Source organism: Paraburkholderia sp. PAMB 6770 (genome assembly GCF_057748135.1).
The window spans coordinates 2,341,233-2,357,111 of record NZ_CM173239.1 but is presented as its reverse complement, the minus strand read 5'-3'; the positions used below and the strand labels follow the sequence as shown (position 1 = coordinate 2,357,111).

18 protein-coding genes and 1 pseudogene are annotated in these 15,879 nt (G+C 65.9%); 10 read left to right on the top strand and 9 right to left on the bottom strand.

The window, feature by feature from the left end; genetic code table 11:
* Positions 1 to 219 precede the first annotated feature (219 nt).
* Together AC3AP7_RS28060 and AC3AP7_RS28055 are read right to left on the bottom strand one after the other, a co-directional pair.
* Positions 220 to 1,074, bottom strand: coding sequence for an urea carboxylase-associated family protein (locus tag AC3AP7_RS28060; RefSeq protein ID WP_487363556.1), 855 nt, complete (start codon positions 1,072 to 1,074; stop codon positions 220 to 222).
* Between the two features lie 269 nt (positions 1,075 to 1,343).
* Entirely contained in the window at positions 1,344 to 1,838 is a 495-nt protein-coding gene (locus AC3AP7_RS28055; protein ID WP_487363555.1) for an Lrp/AsnC family transcriptional regulator, read from the bottom strand.
* A gap of 198 nt (positions 1,839 to 2,036) precedes the next feature.
* Here AC3AP7_RS28055 and AC3AP7_RS28050 point away from each other — a divergent pair, with 198 nt between their 5' ends.
* Positions 2,037 to 3,053, top strand: a complete 1,017-nt coding sequence (locus tag AC3AP7_RS28050) for a 1-aminocyclopropane-1-carboxylate deaminase (RefSeq protein ID WP_487363554.1) — start codon at positions 2,037 to 2,039, stop codon at positions 3,051 to 3,053.
* Positions 3,054 to 3,670: 617 nt separating this feature from the next.
* On the opposite strand, the gene AC3AP7_RS28045 is transcribed toward AC3AP7_RS28050, so the two are convergent.
* From AC3AP7_RS28045 to AC3AP7_RS28025, 5 genes are all read right to left on the bottom strand, one after another.
* On the bottom strand, positions 3,671 to 4,189 hold the full coding sequence (locus AC3AP7_RS28045) for a LysR substrate-binding domain-containing protein (protein WP_487363553.1): 519 nt from the start codon (positions 4,187 to 4,189) through the stop codon (positions 3,671 to 3,673).
* A 133-nt stretch (positions 4,190 to 4,322) separates the two neighbouring features.
* Positions 4,323 to 4,568, bottom strand: a complete 246-nt coding sequence (locus AC3AP7_RS28040) for a hypothetical protein (protein ID WP_487363552.1) — start codon at positions 4,566 to 4,568, stop codon at positions 4,323 to 4,325.
* Between the two features lie 39 nt (positions 4,569 to 4,607).
* Positions 4,608 to 4,865 (bottom strand): type VI secretion system tube protein Hcp, encoded by a 258-nt coding sequence (locus AC3AP7_RS28035; protein ID WP_487365044.1) that lies wholly within the window; start codon positions 4,863 to 4,865, stop codon positions 4,608 to 4,610.
* Between the two features lie 344 nt (positions 4,866 to 5,209).
* On the bottom strand, positions 5,210 to 5,443 hold the full coding sequence (locus tag AC3AP7_RS28030) for a hypothetical protein (protein WP_487363551.1): 234 nt from the start codon (positions 5,441 to 5,443) through the stop codon (positions 5,210 to 5,212).
* Positions 5,444 to 5,467: 24 nt separating this feature from the next.
* Positions 5,468 to 5,764 (bottom strand): DUF4148 domain-containing protein, encoded by a 297-nt coding sequence (locus tag AC3AP7_RS28025; protein ID WP_487363550.1) that lies wholly within the window; start codon positions 5,762 to 5,764, stop codon positions 5,468 to 5,470.
* 318 nt (positions 5,765 to 6,082) lie between these two features.
* Here AC3AP7_RS28025 and AC3AP7_RS28020 point away from each other — a divergent pair, with 318 nt between their 5' ends.
* Positions 6,083 to 6,523 carry a hypothetical protein gene (locus AC3AP7_RS28020; protein WP_487363549.1) on the top strand — a complete coding sequence of 147 codons (441 nt, stop codon included), beginning with the start codon at positions 6,083 to 6,085 and terminating at the stop codon, positions 6,521 to 6,523.
* 5 nt (positions 6,524 to 6,528) lie between these two features.
* Here AC3AP7_RS28020 and AC3AP7_RS28015 read toward each other — a convergent pair.
* Positions 6,529 to 7,053, bottom strand: a pseudogene (locus tag AC3AP7_RS28015) (transposase); the annotation flags it as partial.
* 239 nt (positions 7,054 to 7,292) lie between these two features.
* Between AC3AP7_RS28015 and AC3AP7_RS28010 the strand changes: the two are divergent.
* Positions 7,293 to 7,415 carry a hypothetical protein gene (locus AC3AP7_RS28010; RefSeq protein ID WP_487363548.1) on the top strand — a complete coding sequence of 41 codons (123 nt, stop codon included), beginning with the start codon at positions 7,293 to 7,295 and terminating at the stop codon, positions 7,413 to 7,415.
* A gap of 66 nt (positions 7,416 to 7,481) precedes the next feature.
* Entirely contained in the window at positions 7,482 to 8,234 is a 753-nt protein-coding gene (locus AC3AP7_RS28005) for an aldolase (protein ID WP_487365043.1), read from the top strand.
* 199 nt (positions 8,235 to 8,433) lie between these two features.
* Here AC3AP7_RS28005 and AC3AP7_RS28000 read toward each other — a convergent pair whose 3' ends face one another.
* Positions 8,434 to 8,901: a YaiI/YqxD family protein gene (locus AC3AP7_RS28000; protein ID WP_487363547.1), complete on the bottom strand. Its 468-nt coding sequence runs from the start codon at positions 8,899 to 8,901 to the stop codon at positions 8,434 to 8,436.
* Positions 8,902 to 9,232: 331 nt separating this feature from the next.
* Between AC3AP7_RS28000 and AC3AP7_RS27995 the strand changes: the two genes are divergently transcribed.
* The 6 genes from AC3AP7_RS27995 (at position 9,233) to AC3AP7_RS27970 (ending at position 15,877) form a co-directional block, all read left to right on the top strand.
* Entirely contained in the window at positions 9,233 to 10,375 is a 1,143-nt protein-coding gene (locus AC3AP7_RS27995; protein ID WP_487363546.1) for an acyltransferase family protein, read from the top strand.
* Positions 10,376 to 10,751: 376 nt separating this feature from the next.
* Positions 10,752 to 11,963, top strand: a complete 1,212-nt coding sequence (locus AC3AP7_RS27990) for a CaiB/BaiF CoA transferase family protein (protein WP_487363545.1) — start codon at positions 10,752 to 10,754, stop codon at positions 11,961 to 11,963.
* 4 nt (positions 11,964 to 11,967) lie between these two features.
* Positions 11,968 to 13,464 carry an MFS transporter gene (locus tag AC3AP7_RS27985; protein WP_487363544.1) on the top strand — a complete coding sequence of 499 codons (1,497 nt, stop codon included), beginning with the start codon at positions 11,968 to 11,970 and terminating at the stop codon, positions 13,462 to 13,464.
* Between the two features lie 57 nt (positions 13,465 to 13,521).
* On the top strand, positions 13,522 to 13,671 hold the full coding sequence (locus AC3AP7_RS27980; protein WP_487363543.1) for a hypothetical protein: 150 nt from the start codon (positions 13,522 to 13,524) through the stop codon (positions 13,669 to 13,671).
* The gene (locus AC3AP7_RS27975) at positions 13,668 to 15,032 is read left to right on the top strand and encodes an amidase (protein WP_487363542.1); all 1,365 of its coding nucleotides are present in this window, start codon (positions 13,668 to 13,670) and stop codon (positions 15,030 to 15,032) included. Before AC3AP7_RS27980 ends, AC3AP7_RS27975 begins: the two co-directional genes overlap by 4 nt.
* Positions 15,032 to 15,877 carry a citryl-CoA lyase gene (locus AC3AP7_RS27970; protein WP_487363541.1) on the top strand — a complete coding sequence of 282 codons (846 nt, stop codon included), beginning with the start codon at positions 15,032 to 15,034 and terminating at the stop codon, positions 15,875 to 15,877. Before AC3AP7_RS27975 ends, AC3AP7_RS27970 begins: the two co-directional genes overlap by 1 nt.
* Positions 15,878 to 15,879: the final 2 nt, after the last annotated feature.

The following is a 15,879-nucleotide window of genomic DNA, read 5'->3' as shown; positions in this document are numbered from 1 at the left end:
CCTGTGCGGTCCCGCTGCGGCGCGCCTCCCACGGGGGTGGGAGAGCGTGCGCAGCCGTTTTTCGGCAAAGGTGCGGCATCGCGCCGTCGGTTTTGTACCGACGGCGCGTTTGCTATGGGGCCGCGATCAGGCGCCAGGCGATCAGGCGATCGGGTCCGGTCGGCGTGGACGGGTCTGCACGCCCGGCGACGCGCGTCGACCGGCCTGCGCACATGATCGTCAGCATCCACATGTCCAGTCGGGCGGTTCCAGGCGCATCCCGTGCTGGCCGCTGTATGCCGCGACCGGCGGCGAGGACCAGCCGTCGAGGAGTGGCGGGGCAACGCGGTAGATTTCGACGCCGAGCGGCCGGCAGACGTCGAGCGGATCGCGCGCGTCCGGGCCCCACATCGGCACCGAGAGGTCGCCGCCGGGGCACGTCGACAGCGCGCATAGCAGGTCGATTTCCGCAAAAAACTCCAGATAGTCTCCCTGCTTCGCCGGGCAGGCCTTCATGAAATACTTGTCGTCCTGGTTCAGCCCCGTGCACTGGAACACGTTCAGCACGTCGTGCACGTCATATTCGGTCAAACCGTACGGGGCAATGGCGCGCGTCAGGTTCGAGTGGCAATGGAAATGGAAGTCCTCGCCGGTCAGCATCCGGTTCACGTAAGGGTCGCAGCGGGTGCCGAGCAGATCGTGCACGCGGCCGCCATGCTCGTCGATTCCGTAGTTCGCCAGGCTGTCGCCGGTGATCGTCACCATCGGACGCAGAAAAGGTAGCGTCGACCACAGGCGGTCGAACGTGCTCACATGGGCGGCCTGCAACTGCCGCGTGCGCGATGCCCAGAGCCGTTCGCGCGGATTGTGCCGGTTCCACAGGTTCAGGTCGCCGACCTGCGGGCCTTCGAGCGTGACGATCCGGAACACGTGCCCCGCCGGCACGGTCCACGCACGCCCGGTGCGGATCGGGATGACGATCGACTCGATCAGTTCGCGATCATCCTGCCCGGCGGCAATGCGGCGATAAAACGTCTTGTCGGGATCGAGCGCGGAACCTTGGGTCGCCTGATAGGCGGGAGGGTGATTCAGCATGACGTGCTCCAGTCACTGCCCATGAGGGGGGGCGAAGGGGCGTCCTGTTCCCCGCGGCAGGCTGGATGCGTAGCGGTCCCGCATGGGCGCCGGACGGGCAACCAGCGAGGACGAGGCGAACGCGTACTGCGGGGCGGCGCGGGGCAGTGACGTGCGGCGCCGCCGGGCGCGCGCCGGGCTCCGGTTGTGGCAGTCGTGCTGGTCGTGCCGATTGTGCGCTTCGCACGCGCGCCGGACAAGATGCGTGCGCATTCATGCGTGCCGCACGCTCAGACCGGCAGCGCGTGCGTGGACAGAATCTCCTTGAGCACCATGAAGCTGCGCACCTGACGCACACCGGGCAGATAAAGCAGTTGTTGCGCGTGCAGCCGGTTGAAGCTCTCGTTGTCGCGTGTGCGCACCAGCATGAAGTAATCGAACTCCCCGGTCACGACGTGACATTCCATGCAGCCGGATACCTTCTGGGCCGCTTTCTCGAATGCGGCGAATGCCTCGGGCGTGGAGCGGTCGAGTACGAAACCGATCACGACGAGCATGCCGGCGTCGAGCGCAGCAGGTTCCAGAAGCGCAACGACGCGGCGAATGAGTCCCGCTTCCTTGAGCCGCTCGACGCGCCGCAGGCAGGCGGGCGCGCTCAGCTTGACCTTTGCGGCGAGGCGCACGTTCGAGATCGACGCGTCCTGCTGCAGATGACGCAGGATGGCGCGGTCGATGCGGTCGAGTGCCATGTCGGATGCAGCGGTGGATCGCCTGTTTAATTTCATTGCGTTAAAAATTGGTCTGGCACATCAAAAGTGTGCAAGGTGAGAAAATACGGTAACCAACGTAGGCTACGCCGATTTGTTTTGCAAGCTCATTTCTTGCGATTCTCCCTATCATCGTCGGGTCGGAGTGCGAGTCGCCGGGATGCGCCGGACGCCGCGCGCGCCGATCTCACACGTCGACCTTTCCGGAGATCTTCAATGAACCTGCAACGCTTTGCCCGCTATCCGCTGACGTTCGGGCCTACGCCCATCCAGCCTCTGAAGCGCCTGAGCGATCACCTCGGCGGCAAGGTCGAGCTTTACGCGAAGCGCGAGGACTGCAACAGCGGCCTCGCGTTCGGCGGCAACAAGACACGCAAGCTCGAATACCTCGTGCCCGATGCGCTCGCGCAGGGCTGCGACACGCTGGTGTCGATCGGCGGGATCCAGTCGAACCAGACGCGCCAGGTCGCGGCGGTGGCCGCGCATCTGGGCATGAAATGCGTGCTCGTGCAGGAGAACTGGGTCAACTATCACGATGCCGTCTACGATCGCGTCGGCAACATCGAACTCTCGCGGATCATGGGGGCTGACGTGCGGCTCGTGCCGGACGGCTTCGACATCGGCATTCGCCCAAGCTGGGAGGAGGCGCTGCAAAGCGTGCGCGACGCAGGCGGCAAGCCGTATCCGATTCCTGCCGGCTGCTCCGAACATCCGCTCGGCGGTCTCGGCTTCGTCGGCTTTGCCGAAGAAGTGCGGCAGCAGGAAGCGCAACTGGGTTTCCGGTTCGATTACATCGTCGTCTGTTCGGTGACGGGCAGCACGCAGGCCGGAATGGTCGTCGGCTTCGCGGGAGACGGACGCGCGGATCGCGTGATTGGCATCGACGCATCCGCGACGCCCGAGAAGACGCGTGCGCAAATCATGCGCATCGCGCGGCATACGGCCGAACAGGTCGATCTGGGGCGCACGATCGAGGAGCAGGACGTGACGCTCGATACGCGCTACGGCGGTCCGGAGTACGGCTTGCCGAACGAGGGCACGCTGGAGGCGATCCGTCTCTGCGCACGATGTGAAGGAATGCTGACCGATCCGGTCTATGAAGGCAAGTCGATGCACGGGATGATCGACCGGGTTCGTCGTGGCGAATTCGAGCGGGGTGCGAAGGTGCTGTATGCGCATCTTGGCGGCGTGCCCGCGTTGAGCGCCTATAGCTTCATGTTCCGCAACGGATGACGGTGCGTCGGCACGGCGCGGATCCGGAAGCCCACGCACCTGCCCGGACCGGCGAGGCGCCGTTATCGCAGTGCAACAGAGACGAGCCATGACAGCACGTGTCGCGAGCGCTGTCGCCGCCGTGGCGGTGACGCTGCCCCGAAGCATGTTCGTGCTCACGCGGGACGCGCGGTTAAAAGGAAAATGTAAGAAGATTTTTGACGCGGAGTGTCTACGATTTGGCTCACTCCGAGGGCCGCTGTGCTTATAATGAGGCCCTCTCAGGTTCTAGCTCGGCCCTCGGAATGGCTAGAATCTTCTCGCCGTCCCCTCGGGGACGGCTTTTTTTATTCGTCGTGTATGACATTGGACGGCCTGTCCGCATGGGGTTCGGCTGCATGGAACACGTGTCGGAATTCGATGCATCCGGGACATGCCAGGCAGACCCAGGCAGACCCGGGCAGACCGATACCGCGCATGCGGGTGTTATTTCGCGCCGCGACGGCCGCGACGGCCGCGATCCGGCCGCACAGGTGCGCGGGCCACCATGAAGTCCACGACGCACCGCAGTTTGAGCGGGATCTGCCGGCGGCTCGGGTAATACAGATGAAAGCCGGGCAAGACGGGCACGCAGGCGGCTAGCACGCCGACGAGGCTTCCCTCGCCGCGGCCTCTAGCACGTAGGCAAGACCTAGTCCGTCGCGCGCGCACGCGAGCCTCGCGGCGGTGTCGTTGACGATGACGGGCCCGTTCACCTCCAACTCGACGGGGCGGCTGCCGTCGATGAGTTCCCGGCGAAACATCGTGCCGCTGGCCGGCATGCGGAAGCGGATGCAGTCGTGACGCGCGAGATCCGCCACGCGTGTCGGTGTGCCGCGCCGCTTCACGTAGTCGGGTGAGCCGACGACCGCGACCGGCTCGCGCTCGCTGACCCGCACGCTGATCATGTCTTTCGCGATCGCGTCGCCAAGCCGCACGTCGACGTCGAGTCCTCGCGCAACGATATCCACGAAGCCGTCCTCGAAGCTCAGCTCCAGCCGGGTCTCCGGATAGGCACGATGAAAATCGGCCAGCGCCGGCTGCAGCCAGGCGGCGAACGCAGGCCGCGACACGCCGATGCGCAGCAGGCCCACCGGCTTGTTGCGGAATGCCTGCATTCCCATCCCCGAAACGGAGCGTTGCGCATACCGGCAACGATGAAAAAAGCGGACGCGACCAGCAGCATCAGCGTGTTTCCCCAAAGGCTTCCGAACGTATCGAGCCTGGCGCTGCGCTCCGGGTTTCCTGACGCTATCGAACGATCACGCGATCCCCCGCTTCCTGGGAAATATGGCCGTTCGTGGAGAACCTGACGTTGTTTCCGTTAACGTCCGTGACGACGACATCGGGGTGATGCGGGCCGATCGGTGTCGCGACCACCGCCCCGTCCGCCGTGTGGGTCGAGCCGATATAGGCGAGCGTGCTGCAGGTGGAATACGCAGCCCCGACCGACACTGCGATGCCGACTGTCAATGCCAGGTAGTTGAACTTTGGCATGCTACTTTTCGAGGTTTTCCTTGACGTCGAACTGAGCCGTCACAGCCCCCTTTTAGTCGTTCCCAACTGACCCTGCACGGTGTATTCCTGCTTCACGCGTGCGAACGAAAGCGTCACGCGCTCCCCATACTTCCCCGCAGCCGCAGTCGGGTGGACGCCGGTAGTCACGACGTCGCCCATTGTGATCCTGAGAAATCCGAACGGTAGGCCACCGGCTGTGCGCGTGGTCGGCACGACCTTGGGAATGGGGCGACCCGTCGGACAGCAGCGCATCAGAGTGGGGTTGGCGCGATCGATCGCATGGACGAACGCCGGGTCGTCGATCGTGGCCTTGCCCGCATCGCTACCAGACCTTTAAATAATAAAGGAATGCTTACTGTTTTACCGGAGGCGGCCCGTAACATCAATCTGACCTTGATGAATGCCGTCCTGCGCCTCACCTGCAATGCCGTCAATCTTGATCAAACGTACCCACCCGTTCGGGTGATAAACAGGCGAGTGCACACCAGGCGCAGAGGAATGTCCATCGGCCGCAATCAAAATCGGATCAGTCTTGTGGGGATTTACCAGGAAGCCACTATGGCGCCATCAGCGAGTTCGTTTGACGATCCAGCCCGTCGGGCAATTCGATCCTGTGGCTTTCATAGTCGGACGTCGCGCACATGTCCTTGCTGAGACATGCGCGCGAGCAGAGTCGGCCCATCCTGTTCAGGCAGGCCGGGATCCAACTGGGCGAGCCCGTATGACGTGGTGTGCAAGGCGAGGGCGGCCGCGTTGTCATCCCGGGCCCGGTCCAGCACGAACCTCTCGCCCGGCAGCCCCTGCTGCAAGCCGCTTCCGGTCAGGTCATCGTCGTCTACCTGAAGTATCCGCATGCGGTCGTTTTGCTCGGCTCGTCGTCAGTGATGGCTGTATTCCGCATTCCAGTTGTGACGCGAGAGGGTATGGCCGGACTGCGAAGTGCCAATTGCCATGCTGCCGTAACCCGTGCCTGATTGTGTCGCCACGCGAGCTTCGGCCGCTTGAATGTCCGCAGGGTACTGCGTTTTGTTCGGCTTGTAGCCCGCATGTTCGAGCTGGATCAGTTGCCCTTCCACCTGCGCGCGGGTCAATGAATCGTTTGAGGGTTGCGCGAACGCCATGATCGGCGTGGCAATGGCGAGCGACAGGGCAAGCGCCTTGATGATGGTGTTCATGACAGATACCTCCGTAGTTGGGGCATGCTGGTCTTTGTGTTCCAGCGATTTCAGTCTAGAACGCCATGCTTAAGACGCGGTTAACACGGTGCTTGTGACGCATGGCGATGAGAGTCAATTTGCTCTGCTGAAAATATGCCGGGTCATGAAATGGGGGGGCGTATCCCCTGTCACGGATGCACAAGAGCGCCAGCCAGATCCTGTGCGATGCCTTAAGTCAATCTTAAGGCGGCGAGCATTACATTCGACATCAAGTCCCCAATCGGACTATTGCGCCATTCATATGGCAATGGATCGGTGTCGCACGGGAGAAGAGTCATGAAGACGAATGCATTACAGGCGGTGGTGACCGCGGGTCTCCTCGCGGTATCGACTGGCGCTTTAGCGGTTGAGCCGTCCACTGTGACGGTTCGACTTTCAGATGGAGGAGGCAAGGGGATGTCATTGACACTGATGCCGTCGACAATCCCTGCCGGTCCGGTCGAGTTTGCGATCACGAATGAGTCTCATGCGTTAAAGCACGAATTTTTGATCGCGCCATGGTCTGGCGCTGGCACCGCACTGCCTTACGATCAGAAGACGCAGCAGGTAAAGGAAGCGAGCTTGCGTGCTCTGCAAGGCGTGGAGGACCTCAATCCGCAGGAGACTGTCACGGCACAGTTCGTCCTCAAACCAGGTCGTTATATCGTCTTCTGTAACGAGCCGGGGCACTATCGTGATGCCATGTGGGCGAGGCTCGTAGTTGACGCGGCGAAATGATGGTGTCGAGCGGCATAGAGAATTCTGAGTGTTCGAAGAGGACGACCACACACGTCGCGCGCTGGCGAGATCCTGTGGACGAGCAACGGCATTCGCGCTTGTGAGGGTCGCATTGACCGGTACGCCGTTGGCGTCTACGAGGACGCGGTGCTTCGAACCGGGGCGTGCGCGATCCGTGCGGTTCGGATCCGTTTTCCGGCCGCCCTAACGGCTTGTACCGACGAAGAATCGACGGAGACCTAGCCCGCCTCGCGAAGTTTCGTCAACGGCAGATCGTGCGGGCAGTTCCATACGCCAGTTGTCTGCCCGTCGCGCAGTCGCTGCCAACAGGTTGCTCCTGAGCCGAATCCCAATCGCGTTGGCAAGTGGTTCCCACGTCATCCGGTCTTTGTAGCGAACCGGACGCCGTTGAGAGCCGTGCGGTGCGGCACGCACGGGCGGCCCGGATCGCTCTTCCCTGGAGGTTTCGGTTGTGGCGGTAACGGTTCGATCAGCGTCCAGAAGTCGTCGCTAATGACTGGCGCTTCCATCCTCAGGCTTCCGTTGTTCAGGTACCCAGGATTACAGCTTGCCGGGAGCGCTAATATTCCCCGCAAGGATTATTTGAACGGGTTTCAACGAAGGCGGCATCGAGGCGCTTCGTGCAAGGGCCACGAGACAGCCGGCACAACGGGATGCGGGCCGGTTCGAAGCATTGCGCGTAGCCGTGCTGCAGGGCCCGCCCCCGGCAACGGTTTATACTGCCGCGGCGTGCAACAACGACTGTCCGATGACGCGGGAAAGCGCCCTGGAAGTCCTCTCGTCTTGCATCGGGATCCGGCATCTGCCGCGCGTGATCGCGCTCGACATGTCGCACAACCTGCGCCGCCCGGCGGCGATCTGGCCATCATGATCGCGCGTTGCAACGACGATCCGCGCAACCGGATCGCACCAACAGGAGAGATACGAAGTGACCGGGATATCGCGTGCCGCGGCGAAGGCGGCCGGCAACGAACTGTTCCATCGCGAGGACGTGGCGTCGCTGCGGCGCGACCTCGCGCTCGCGCTGCGCGCTGCCGCGCATTTCGGGCTGGGCGAGGGCGTCTGCAATCATTTCAGCGTCGCGCTGCCCGGCGACGAAGGGCTGTTTTTGCTCAATCCCCGCGGGCTGATGTGGAGCGAGGTGAGGGCGCATGACATCGTCATCGTCGATGCGGCGGGCGGCGTGATCGCCGGACAGCACGCGGTGGAACCCACGGCCATGTTCATTCACGCCGCGATCCACCGGATAGCGGGCCACGCCTGCGTGCTGCACACCCACATGCCCTATGCGACCGCATTGACGCTGACGGCGGATGGCGCGCTCGACACCACGCTGTCGCAGAACGCGATGCGGTTTCACGGCCGCATTGCGCGGGATGCCGACTACAACGGTCTTGCGCTCGACGTCGCGGAAGGGGAGCGCATTGCGCGCACGCTGGCCGGCAAGGACATCGGCTTCCTCGGCAATCACGGCGTGGTGGTGTGCGGCGAGCGGATCGACTACGCGTTCGACGATCTCTACTACCTCGAACGCGCGTGCACGATGCAGGTGCTCGCCTGCTCGACCGGGCGCGCGCTGCGGCCTGCGGCAGCCGACGTCGCGCAGCGCGTGGCCGCGCAGGCGCAGCAGGAACGCCTGCAGTCGGCGCTGTTCTTTGCCGCGCTGCGGCGCACGCTCGCACAGGCGTGAGTGTCGGCGCCGGGATCGCGTCGATGTCCCGCACCGTCCCGGGGGCCGCTACGAAAACAACCGCTCCGCAGACGACCGGAACAGCGACATCCTCAGGAGAGACGAGCGCGCGGATCCGCTGGAACAGCGGCTCCGCTGCGGCGGAGTCGCGGGTACGGCGCCGGCTGGCGGCGGGTCGGAGGTTGTGCGCGCATCGGCTTCAGGTAGGCGCACCGGGCCGCGCGGCGTGGCGCGCGAGGAACCGGTCCAGTTGTCCCGCGAACGTCTTGCCGTCCTGCGACGTGTATGGCGCCGGACCGCCCGTCGCGACGCCCGCGCTGCGCAGCTGGTCCATGACGTCGCGCATCGTCAGGCGTTCCTGGATATTTTCGCGGGTCAACCAGCTTCCGCGCGGATCGAGCACGTGAGCGCCCTTGTCGAGGGCCGCGGCGGCTAGCGGTATGTCCGCGGTAATCACGAGGTCGCCGCTCCCGGCCAGCTCGACGATTCGCCTGTCGGCGGCGTCGAAGCCCGCCGGCACTTGCAGCGCCTTGATGAAACGGGAAGGCGGCGTGCGCAAATACTGGTTCGCGACCAGCGTGACGCACACTTCGGTGCGCCGCGCGGCGCGAAACAGGATGTCCTTGACGACAACCGGGCAGGCATCTGCGTCAACCAGCACTTGCATTGCGGGATTTCCAGAACGGGGGAGCCATCTTACTGCAGTCCCGCGCGCATCGCTAAACTTCGGGCGCGTGTTGCCGATAGACCTCACGTGATCGTCGGTCGGGTTTCCTGCATCGCGCATCGCGGATTTGCCATGACGAACGCCGCGCCGGCCTGCATCGGGCATTGACGTCACCCGACAAAAAAGAAAAGAAACGACAAAAAAATGCCGGATCGGCGTGCAGGCGGGCGTCCGGCGAAGGGCCGGCCCGATGCGGCGCGTCGAATAAATTTCGATATTTGTGCCGCTACACTGGGTAGCCCACTACGCACCCACGCAGGCAGGCAAGGCGATGCGCGAAGCTTCCGGGCACGTGAAGGGTCTCAACGGCGCAAGGGCAGTCGCGGTGACGCTCGTGTTCCTCGCTCACAAGGGTCACGTCGAAAGCGTCGACGTCGGCCAGCTCGGCGTGTGGCTCTTTTTTCTCATCAGCGGCTTTCTGATCATCGGCGAGCTGCATCGCAGCCGGATCCGCATCGAAGCCGCGCGCGAGACGCGGAATGCGGCGATGTGCGTCTTCTTCATGAAGCGCGGGCTGCGCATCTTCCCCGTCTATTACCTGCTGCTCGTCGCGCTCGCGATCGCGCATCGCTTCTTTTACCAGTGCGACGTGGATCTCGGCCTGCCGTGGCATTTCCTTTACCTGTCCGACTACTGGATCGGCTTCGTCCACGATGGCTGGGCGGGCACCGTGTCGCATTTCTGGAGCCTCGCGGTCGAGCAGCAGTTCTATCTGGCGGCCCCCTTCGTGCTGCTGTTTTCGCGCGCGTCGCGGCATGCGGCGCTGTGCGCGGCGTTCGTGGTCGTCGCGGCGGGCGTGCACGTCGCGCTCGATGCGCAAGGCGCGAGCGCGCCGCTCGTCTATGCGTGCTCGCCGTGGAATTTCGCGCTGATCGCGCTGGGCGGCATGAGCGCGATCCTCTGTGCACGGGGGCGCGACGCACAGAGGATCGCGGGCGCCGCGCCGCTACTGGGTCCCGGCATCGCCGGGGTCGCGGCGATTCTCGCGTGGCGCGCCTGGGCGGCGGGCCCGCGCGTCGAAGGCGCGGTGGCGGGCTGGCTCGACATTGGCCTCGCGTTCTCGCTGCTTGCCGTGTTCCTGTCGATCGTGAACCGGCAGGACAGCCGGCTCGTTGCCGTGCTCGAAACGCGGCCGCTCAATTATCTGGGTACCGTCAGCTACGGGTTCTATCTGTTCCACAACCTGATTCCGTCGAGGCTCGGCGAAGCGCCGCGGTGGTATGCGCGCTTTCACGTGCCGCATGGGGTGCAGGTCGCGTTGCCGGTTGTGCTGCAGTTCCTCGTTGCGCTGCTGCTCGCCGATCTGTCGTGGCGGCTGTTCGAAAAACGGCTGCTGGAATGGAAGAAACCGTTCGAAGCGGCGATCCGGTCCCGGCTCTCGATGCGCGCGACAGTGGATTGGCGCAAGCGCTAGCGCCTGCTTGCGCCTGTGCCTGTGCGTGCGCCTGCGCCTGCGCCGGAACGCCCGACGTTGGGCCATCCGGCCGAAGAAACGCCATGCGGCGCCTTCGGTATCCGATCAAGAAAGCCGGTCATCTTCACCACCCTTGCTCGGCGGCCACCGGATCGTAGCGCGGAACATCCGGTTTCATCCGACCGTGTGCGGCACCCGTGCAGGTTTTCGCCCAATACGGGGTGTCCGATCCCGTCACGGGACGCCGGTCGCACCGCACGCGGCCTCGTTCTCCGGGTAACCCCCTATACCCGCGGCATCGGATCGAGCACTAGCATTCGGCCATCTCATTTATAGAACGACGTTCTGTCAGATAGAATAGTCGGAAAGGCTTCCCATGATCCCGCTTCCTCTTTCGGGCGTCCGCGTGCTGGACCTGTCGAATGTCCTGTCCGGCCCGTTCTGCACGTATCAGCTTGCGTTGCTCGGCGCCGATGTCCTCAAGATCGAGAATCCCGATGGCGGCGATCTCGCGCGGCGGCTCGGCGCCGATCCGGCGGCGTCGGCGCGCAACATGGGCGCGTCGTTTGTCGCGGTGAACGCCGGCAAGGCGTCGATGACGCTGAACCTGAAGCACGAGGCCGGCAAGGACATCCTGCGCAGGCTGGCGGGCGAGGCCGACGTGCTCGTGGAGAACTTTCGCCCCGGCGTGATGGAGCGTCTCGGGCTCGGTGCGCCGTCGCTGCTCGCGCTGAATCCGCGCCTTGTCTACTGCGCGATCTCCGGCTTCGGCAACGACGGTCCGCTTGCGCATCGGCCCGCATACGACCAGATCATCCAGGGGATGTCGGGTGCGATGAGCGTCACCGGCGACAGCGACAGCACGCCGCTGCGCGTCGGCTATCCGGTTGCGGATACGGTCGGCGGAATGACCGCGGCGCTCGCGATCTGCGCGGCGGTGCTCGCCGCGCAACGCAGCGGGCAGGGGCGCATCGTCGACGTATCGATGCTCGAAGCAATGCTCTCGACGATGGGCTGGGTCGTGTCGAACTACCTGAACGCCGGCGTCGAGCCCACGCCGATGGGCAACGAGAACTTCACGGCCGCGCCGTCCGGCACCTTCGCGTGCGGGGAGGGGATGCTGAACATCGCCGCGAACGAGACCCGCCAGTTCGTCGCGCTGTGCGAACTGATCGGCCGGCCGGACCTGCCCGAGGACGCGCGCTTTCGCGAGCGCAACAACCGCAAGCTGCATCGCGCCGCGCTGAAGCGTGAAATCGAAGCGGCGCTCGCCGCCGACAGCGCAGCGCACTGGGAGGCTCGCATGATCGCGGCCGGCGTGCCCGCCGGGCTGGTGCTGAGCGTGCCCGACGCGATCGGCCAGCCGCAGATCGCGCGCCGCGCTTTCGTGCACACGTTTGCCGAAGGCGAGCGCGAGCAGCGCGTGACGCGCGCGGGCTTCCGCTTTGCCGACGCCGCCGGCGCGCCGGCGCCCGGCGCGCCGGCGGGACGCGCGCCGTATCTGTCGGAACACACGCAGGCGCGCCTGCAGGCGCTTGGCTTCGACGCGGATGCGATCGCGCAGCTGCACGCCGCCGGCACGATCTGAACGCATGAGCGTCAATGAGCCCACGAGACAGGAGGACAGTTTGAGATCATCGATTACCGCGGCGGCCGCCGATGCGCCGCGCACTTCACCCGCCGGCGCGGCCGTTCGCGAGGAAAGCAGCGAAGCGGTCGCGCGCGGGATCGTCGCGCGCCTCGACCGGCTGCCCGCCACGCGCCATATCTGGAGCATCGTGCTGCTGCTGTCGCTCGGCGGCTGCTTCGAGTTCTACGATCTGTTCATGACCGGGTATATCGCGCCGGGGCTGGTCGCAAGCGGACTCTTTGCGAAGGCGTCGACGTCGCTCTTCGTGATGAACAGCATCGCGGCCTTCGTCGCCGCGACATTCCTCGGGCTTTTCATCGGCACGATGGGGCTCGGTTTTCTCGCGGACCGCTTCGGCCGCCGGCGCATCTTCGTCGTCGCGCTGCTCGGCTATACCGCGGCGAGTGTCCTGATGGCGCTGCAGCACAGTGCGTTCGGCGTGAACCTGTGCCGGCTGCTGGCCGGCATCGGGCTCGGCGTCGAGATGGTGACGATCAACACGTACGTCGCCGAACTGATGCCGAAGGATCTGCGCGGCCGTGCGTTCGCGATCACGCAGATCGTGCCGTATTGCGCGGTGCCGGTGGTCGCGCTGATGTCGTGGTGGCTCGTGCCGCAGCGTCCGTTCGGGATCGACGGGTGGCGCTGCGTGGTGCTCGCGAGCGCGGCCGGCGCGCTGCTCGTGTGGCTGATGCGGCTCGGCATCCCGGAGAGCCCGCGCTGGCTCGTGTCGCGCGGCCGTCATGACGAGGCGGCGCGCATCACGGAGCGCATCGAGCGCATCGTCGAGCGTCAGTGCGGCCATGCGCTGCCTGCGCCCGTGCCGCACCGGCATGCGGCTCCCACCACGCAGCGGCGCTTTGCCGATATCCTGAAGGCGCCGTACCTGAAGCGCACCGTGATGATGTCGCTGTTCAACGCGGTATCGGTGATCGGCTTTTACGGCTTCAGCAACTGGATCCCCGCGCTGCTCGCGAACAAGGGCTTCAACCTCGTGCACAGCTTGCAGTATTCGTTTTTGATGTCCATGGCGCTGCCGCTCGGGCCGGCACTGTTCTTCTGCCTCGCCGACCGGGTCGAGCGCAAGTGGAGTCTGGTCGCGTCGTCCGGCGCGATTGCGGTGCTCGGGCTGCTGTTCGCGCGCCAGACCGGCTCGGCCGGGCTGATCGGATTCGGCTTCGCGATGAACCTCGCGCTGACGATCATGACGTACTCGTTCCAGACCTATCAGTCGGAACTGTATCCGACCGAGGTGCGGGCGCGCGCCATCGGTTTCGTGTATGCGTGGAGCCGCCTGAGCGCGATTTTCTCGGGCTTTCTCGTCGCGTTCTTTTTGCGCGGCTTCGGCGCGACCGGCGTGTTCTACATGATCAGCGGCTGCATGGTGTTCGTGATGCTGCTGATCGGCATCATGGGGCCTGCAACGAAGGGGCTCGCGCTCGAAGACATCAGCCGCTGAGCGGCCGCACGCATTGAATCGGCCGCGCACCGGTGCGCGGCGCGCAGGGAGAAAGCGATGACCGAAGACGAACTGGCGGCGCTGCGCCGCGCATTCCCGCAAGACCTGGAGTGGGCGCGCGAGGCCGCGGCGGCGATGTGCGCCGCGCTGCGCGAACTGGACGACTGGACGCCGCCGGCGCCCCCGCAGCCGGAGGCGCAACGATGAATCCCGACGCCTGCTCCGTGCGCGCGCTCGGCGCACAGCTTGCCGCAGGCCGGCTGAGCGCGGTCGAGCTGGTCCGTCATTACCTTGCGCGCATCGATCGCTGGGAGCGCGACATTCATGCGTTCATCGCGCTCGATCGCGACGACGTGCTCGCGCAGGCGCGCGCGTGCGACGACGCGCTGCGCCGCAGCGGTCCGCGCAGCCCGCTGCACGGCATTCCGGTGGCGCTGAAGGACATGATCGACGTGCGCGGCGTGCCGACCACGTTTCACTCGTCGCTGCTGCTCGATAACGTCGCCACGGCCGACGCCGCATGCGTCGCGCAACTGCGCGAGGCCGGCGCGATCGTGTTCGGCAAGCTCGCGACGCACGAATTCGCGCTCGGCGGCCCGAGCTTCGACAGCGCGTTTGCGCCCGCCCGCAATCCGTGGGACACGTCGCTGCATCCGGGCGGCTCGTCTTCCGGTGCGGCGGCGGGGCTTGCCGCGGGTTTCTTTCCGCTCGCGGTCGGTACCGATTCGGGCGGCTCGATTCGCGGGCCCGCCGCGGCATGCGGCGTGGTCGGCTTCAAGCCGACGCGGCACGCGGTGTCCGTCGACGGCGTGCTGCCGGTCGCGCCGTCGGTCGATCACGTCGGGCCGATGGCGCGCACGGTCGACGACGCGGCGCTGCTGTTCGACGTGCTGCGCGACCGCTCGCGCGCGTGCGATACGCCCGCTGCGCACGGCGCCATCGACGGCGCGCGCGTCGCGTATCTCGACGCGTTTCACCGCGACGACTGCGACCCCGCGATCGCCCGCGTGCTCGACGACGTGGCCGCGCGTCTCGCGGCGGCCGGCGCGCAGGTCGACCGGGTCGACACGCCGCCGCTCGCCGCGATGCGGGCTGCGAATCTCGTGATCATGAGCCGCGAATGCTGGGCGCAATACGGCGACAAGGTGCGTGCGCAACCAGGCGGCCTCTCGCAGACGAGCCGGCGCCGCATGCTGGCCGGCGCGTTTGTCGACGCGCGCGATTATGCGCGCGCGCTCGCCGCGCAACAGCGCGTGACGCAGTTCTTCGATGCGCTCGGCGCGTCGTATGACTATCTGCTTTGTGCCAATTCGATGGCGCTGCCGTGCCGGATCGACGACGCGGCCGCGCTGCACGCGACGATGCCGAAGCAGGCGCGCTCGCCGTTCAGCCTGACCGGCCAGCCCGCCATTGCGATGTGCGGCGGTTTCGCGCCGAACGGACTGCCGGTTTCGTTTCAACTGGCCGGCCGCCGCGCGCACGATTTCGGCCTGCTTGCATTCGCGCAGGCCGTCGAGCGACGGCTTGCCGTTCACCCCGCCTGGCCGCAACCGAAGGAGCCGCACTGATGCCCCCCGAACAGGATTTCACGGCGCTCGCCGCCGACTACTGGAGCACGTCGATCATCGACATTCACCCGGGCTCCATCCGCGTGCGCGGCTACCCGATCCAGGAACTGATCGGCGCCGTGAGCTTTCCGCAGATGATCTGGCTGATGCTGCGCGGCGAGCTGCCCACGGATGGCGAGGCGCGCCTGCTCGAAGCGGCGCTCGTCGCATCGGTCGATCACGGCCCGCATGCGCCGTCGATCGCGATTTCGCGGATGGCCGTGAGCTGCGGGCTGCCGCTGAACGGCGCGATGGCCTCGGCGCTCAACACGCTCGACGACGTGCACGGCGGCGCCGGGCAGCAGGCGGTCGAGCTGTTTCATGCGATCGGGCGCGCGCAGACGCAGGGCGTGTCGCTCGAACAGGCGGTCGAGACCGAGGTCGATGCGTTCGTCGCCGCGCGGGGCAAGTATCTGCCGGGCTTCGGGCATCGCTTCCATCCGGTCGACCCGCGCGCGGGACGCCTGCTCGCGATGGTCGACGAGGCCGCTGCCGCGGGCGTCGTGTCCGGCCGCTACGCGGCGACCGGCCGCGCGATCGAGGCGCTGTTGCGCGCGCGCAAGAGCCGGCCGGTGCCGATGAACATCGACGGTGCGACCGCCGTCATCTACGCGGAACTCGGCTTTGCGCCCGAGCTGGCGCGCGGGGTGTTCTGCCTGTCGCGCGCGGTCGGCATCCTGTCGCATGCGTGGGAGCAGCGCGGCCGCGCGGAGCGCAACAAGGGGCCGATGCCGCGGCAGATGCCGTATCGCTACACCGGCGCGCCGGAGCGCCATCTTCGTCAGCCGGAAGGAGACACGCCGTGAGC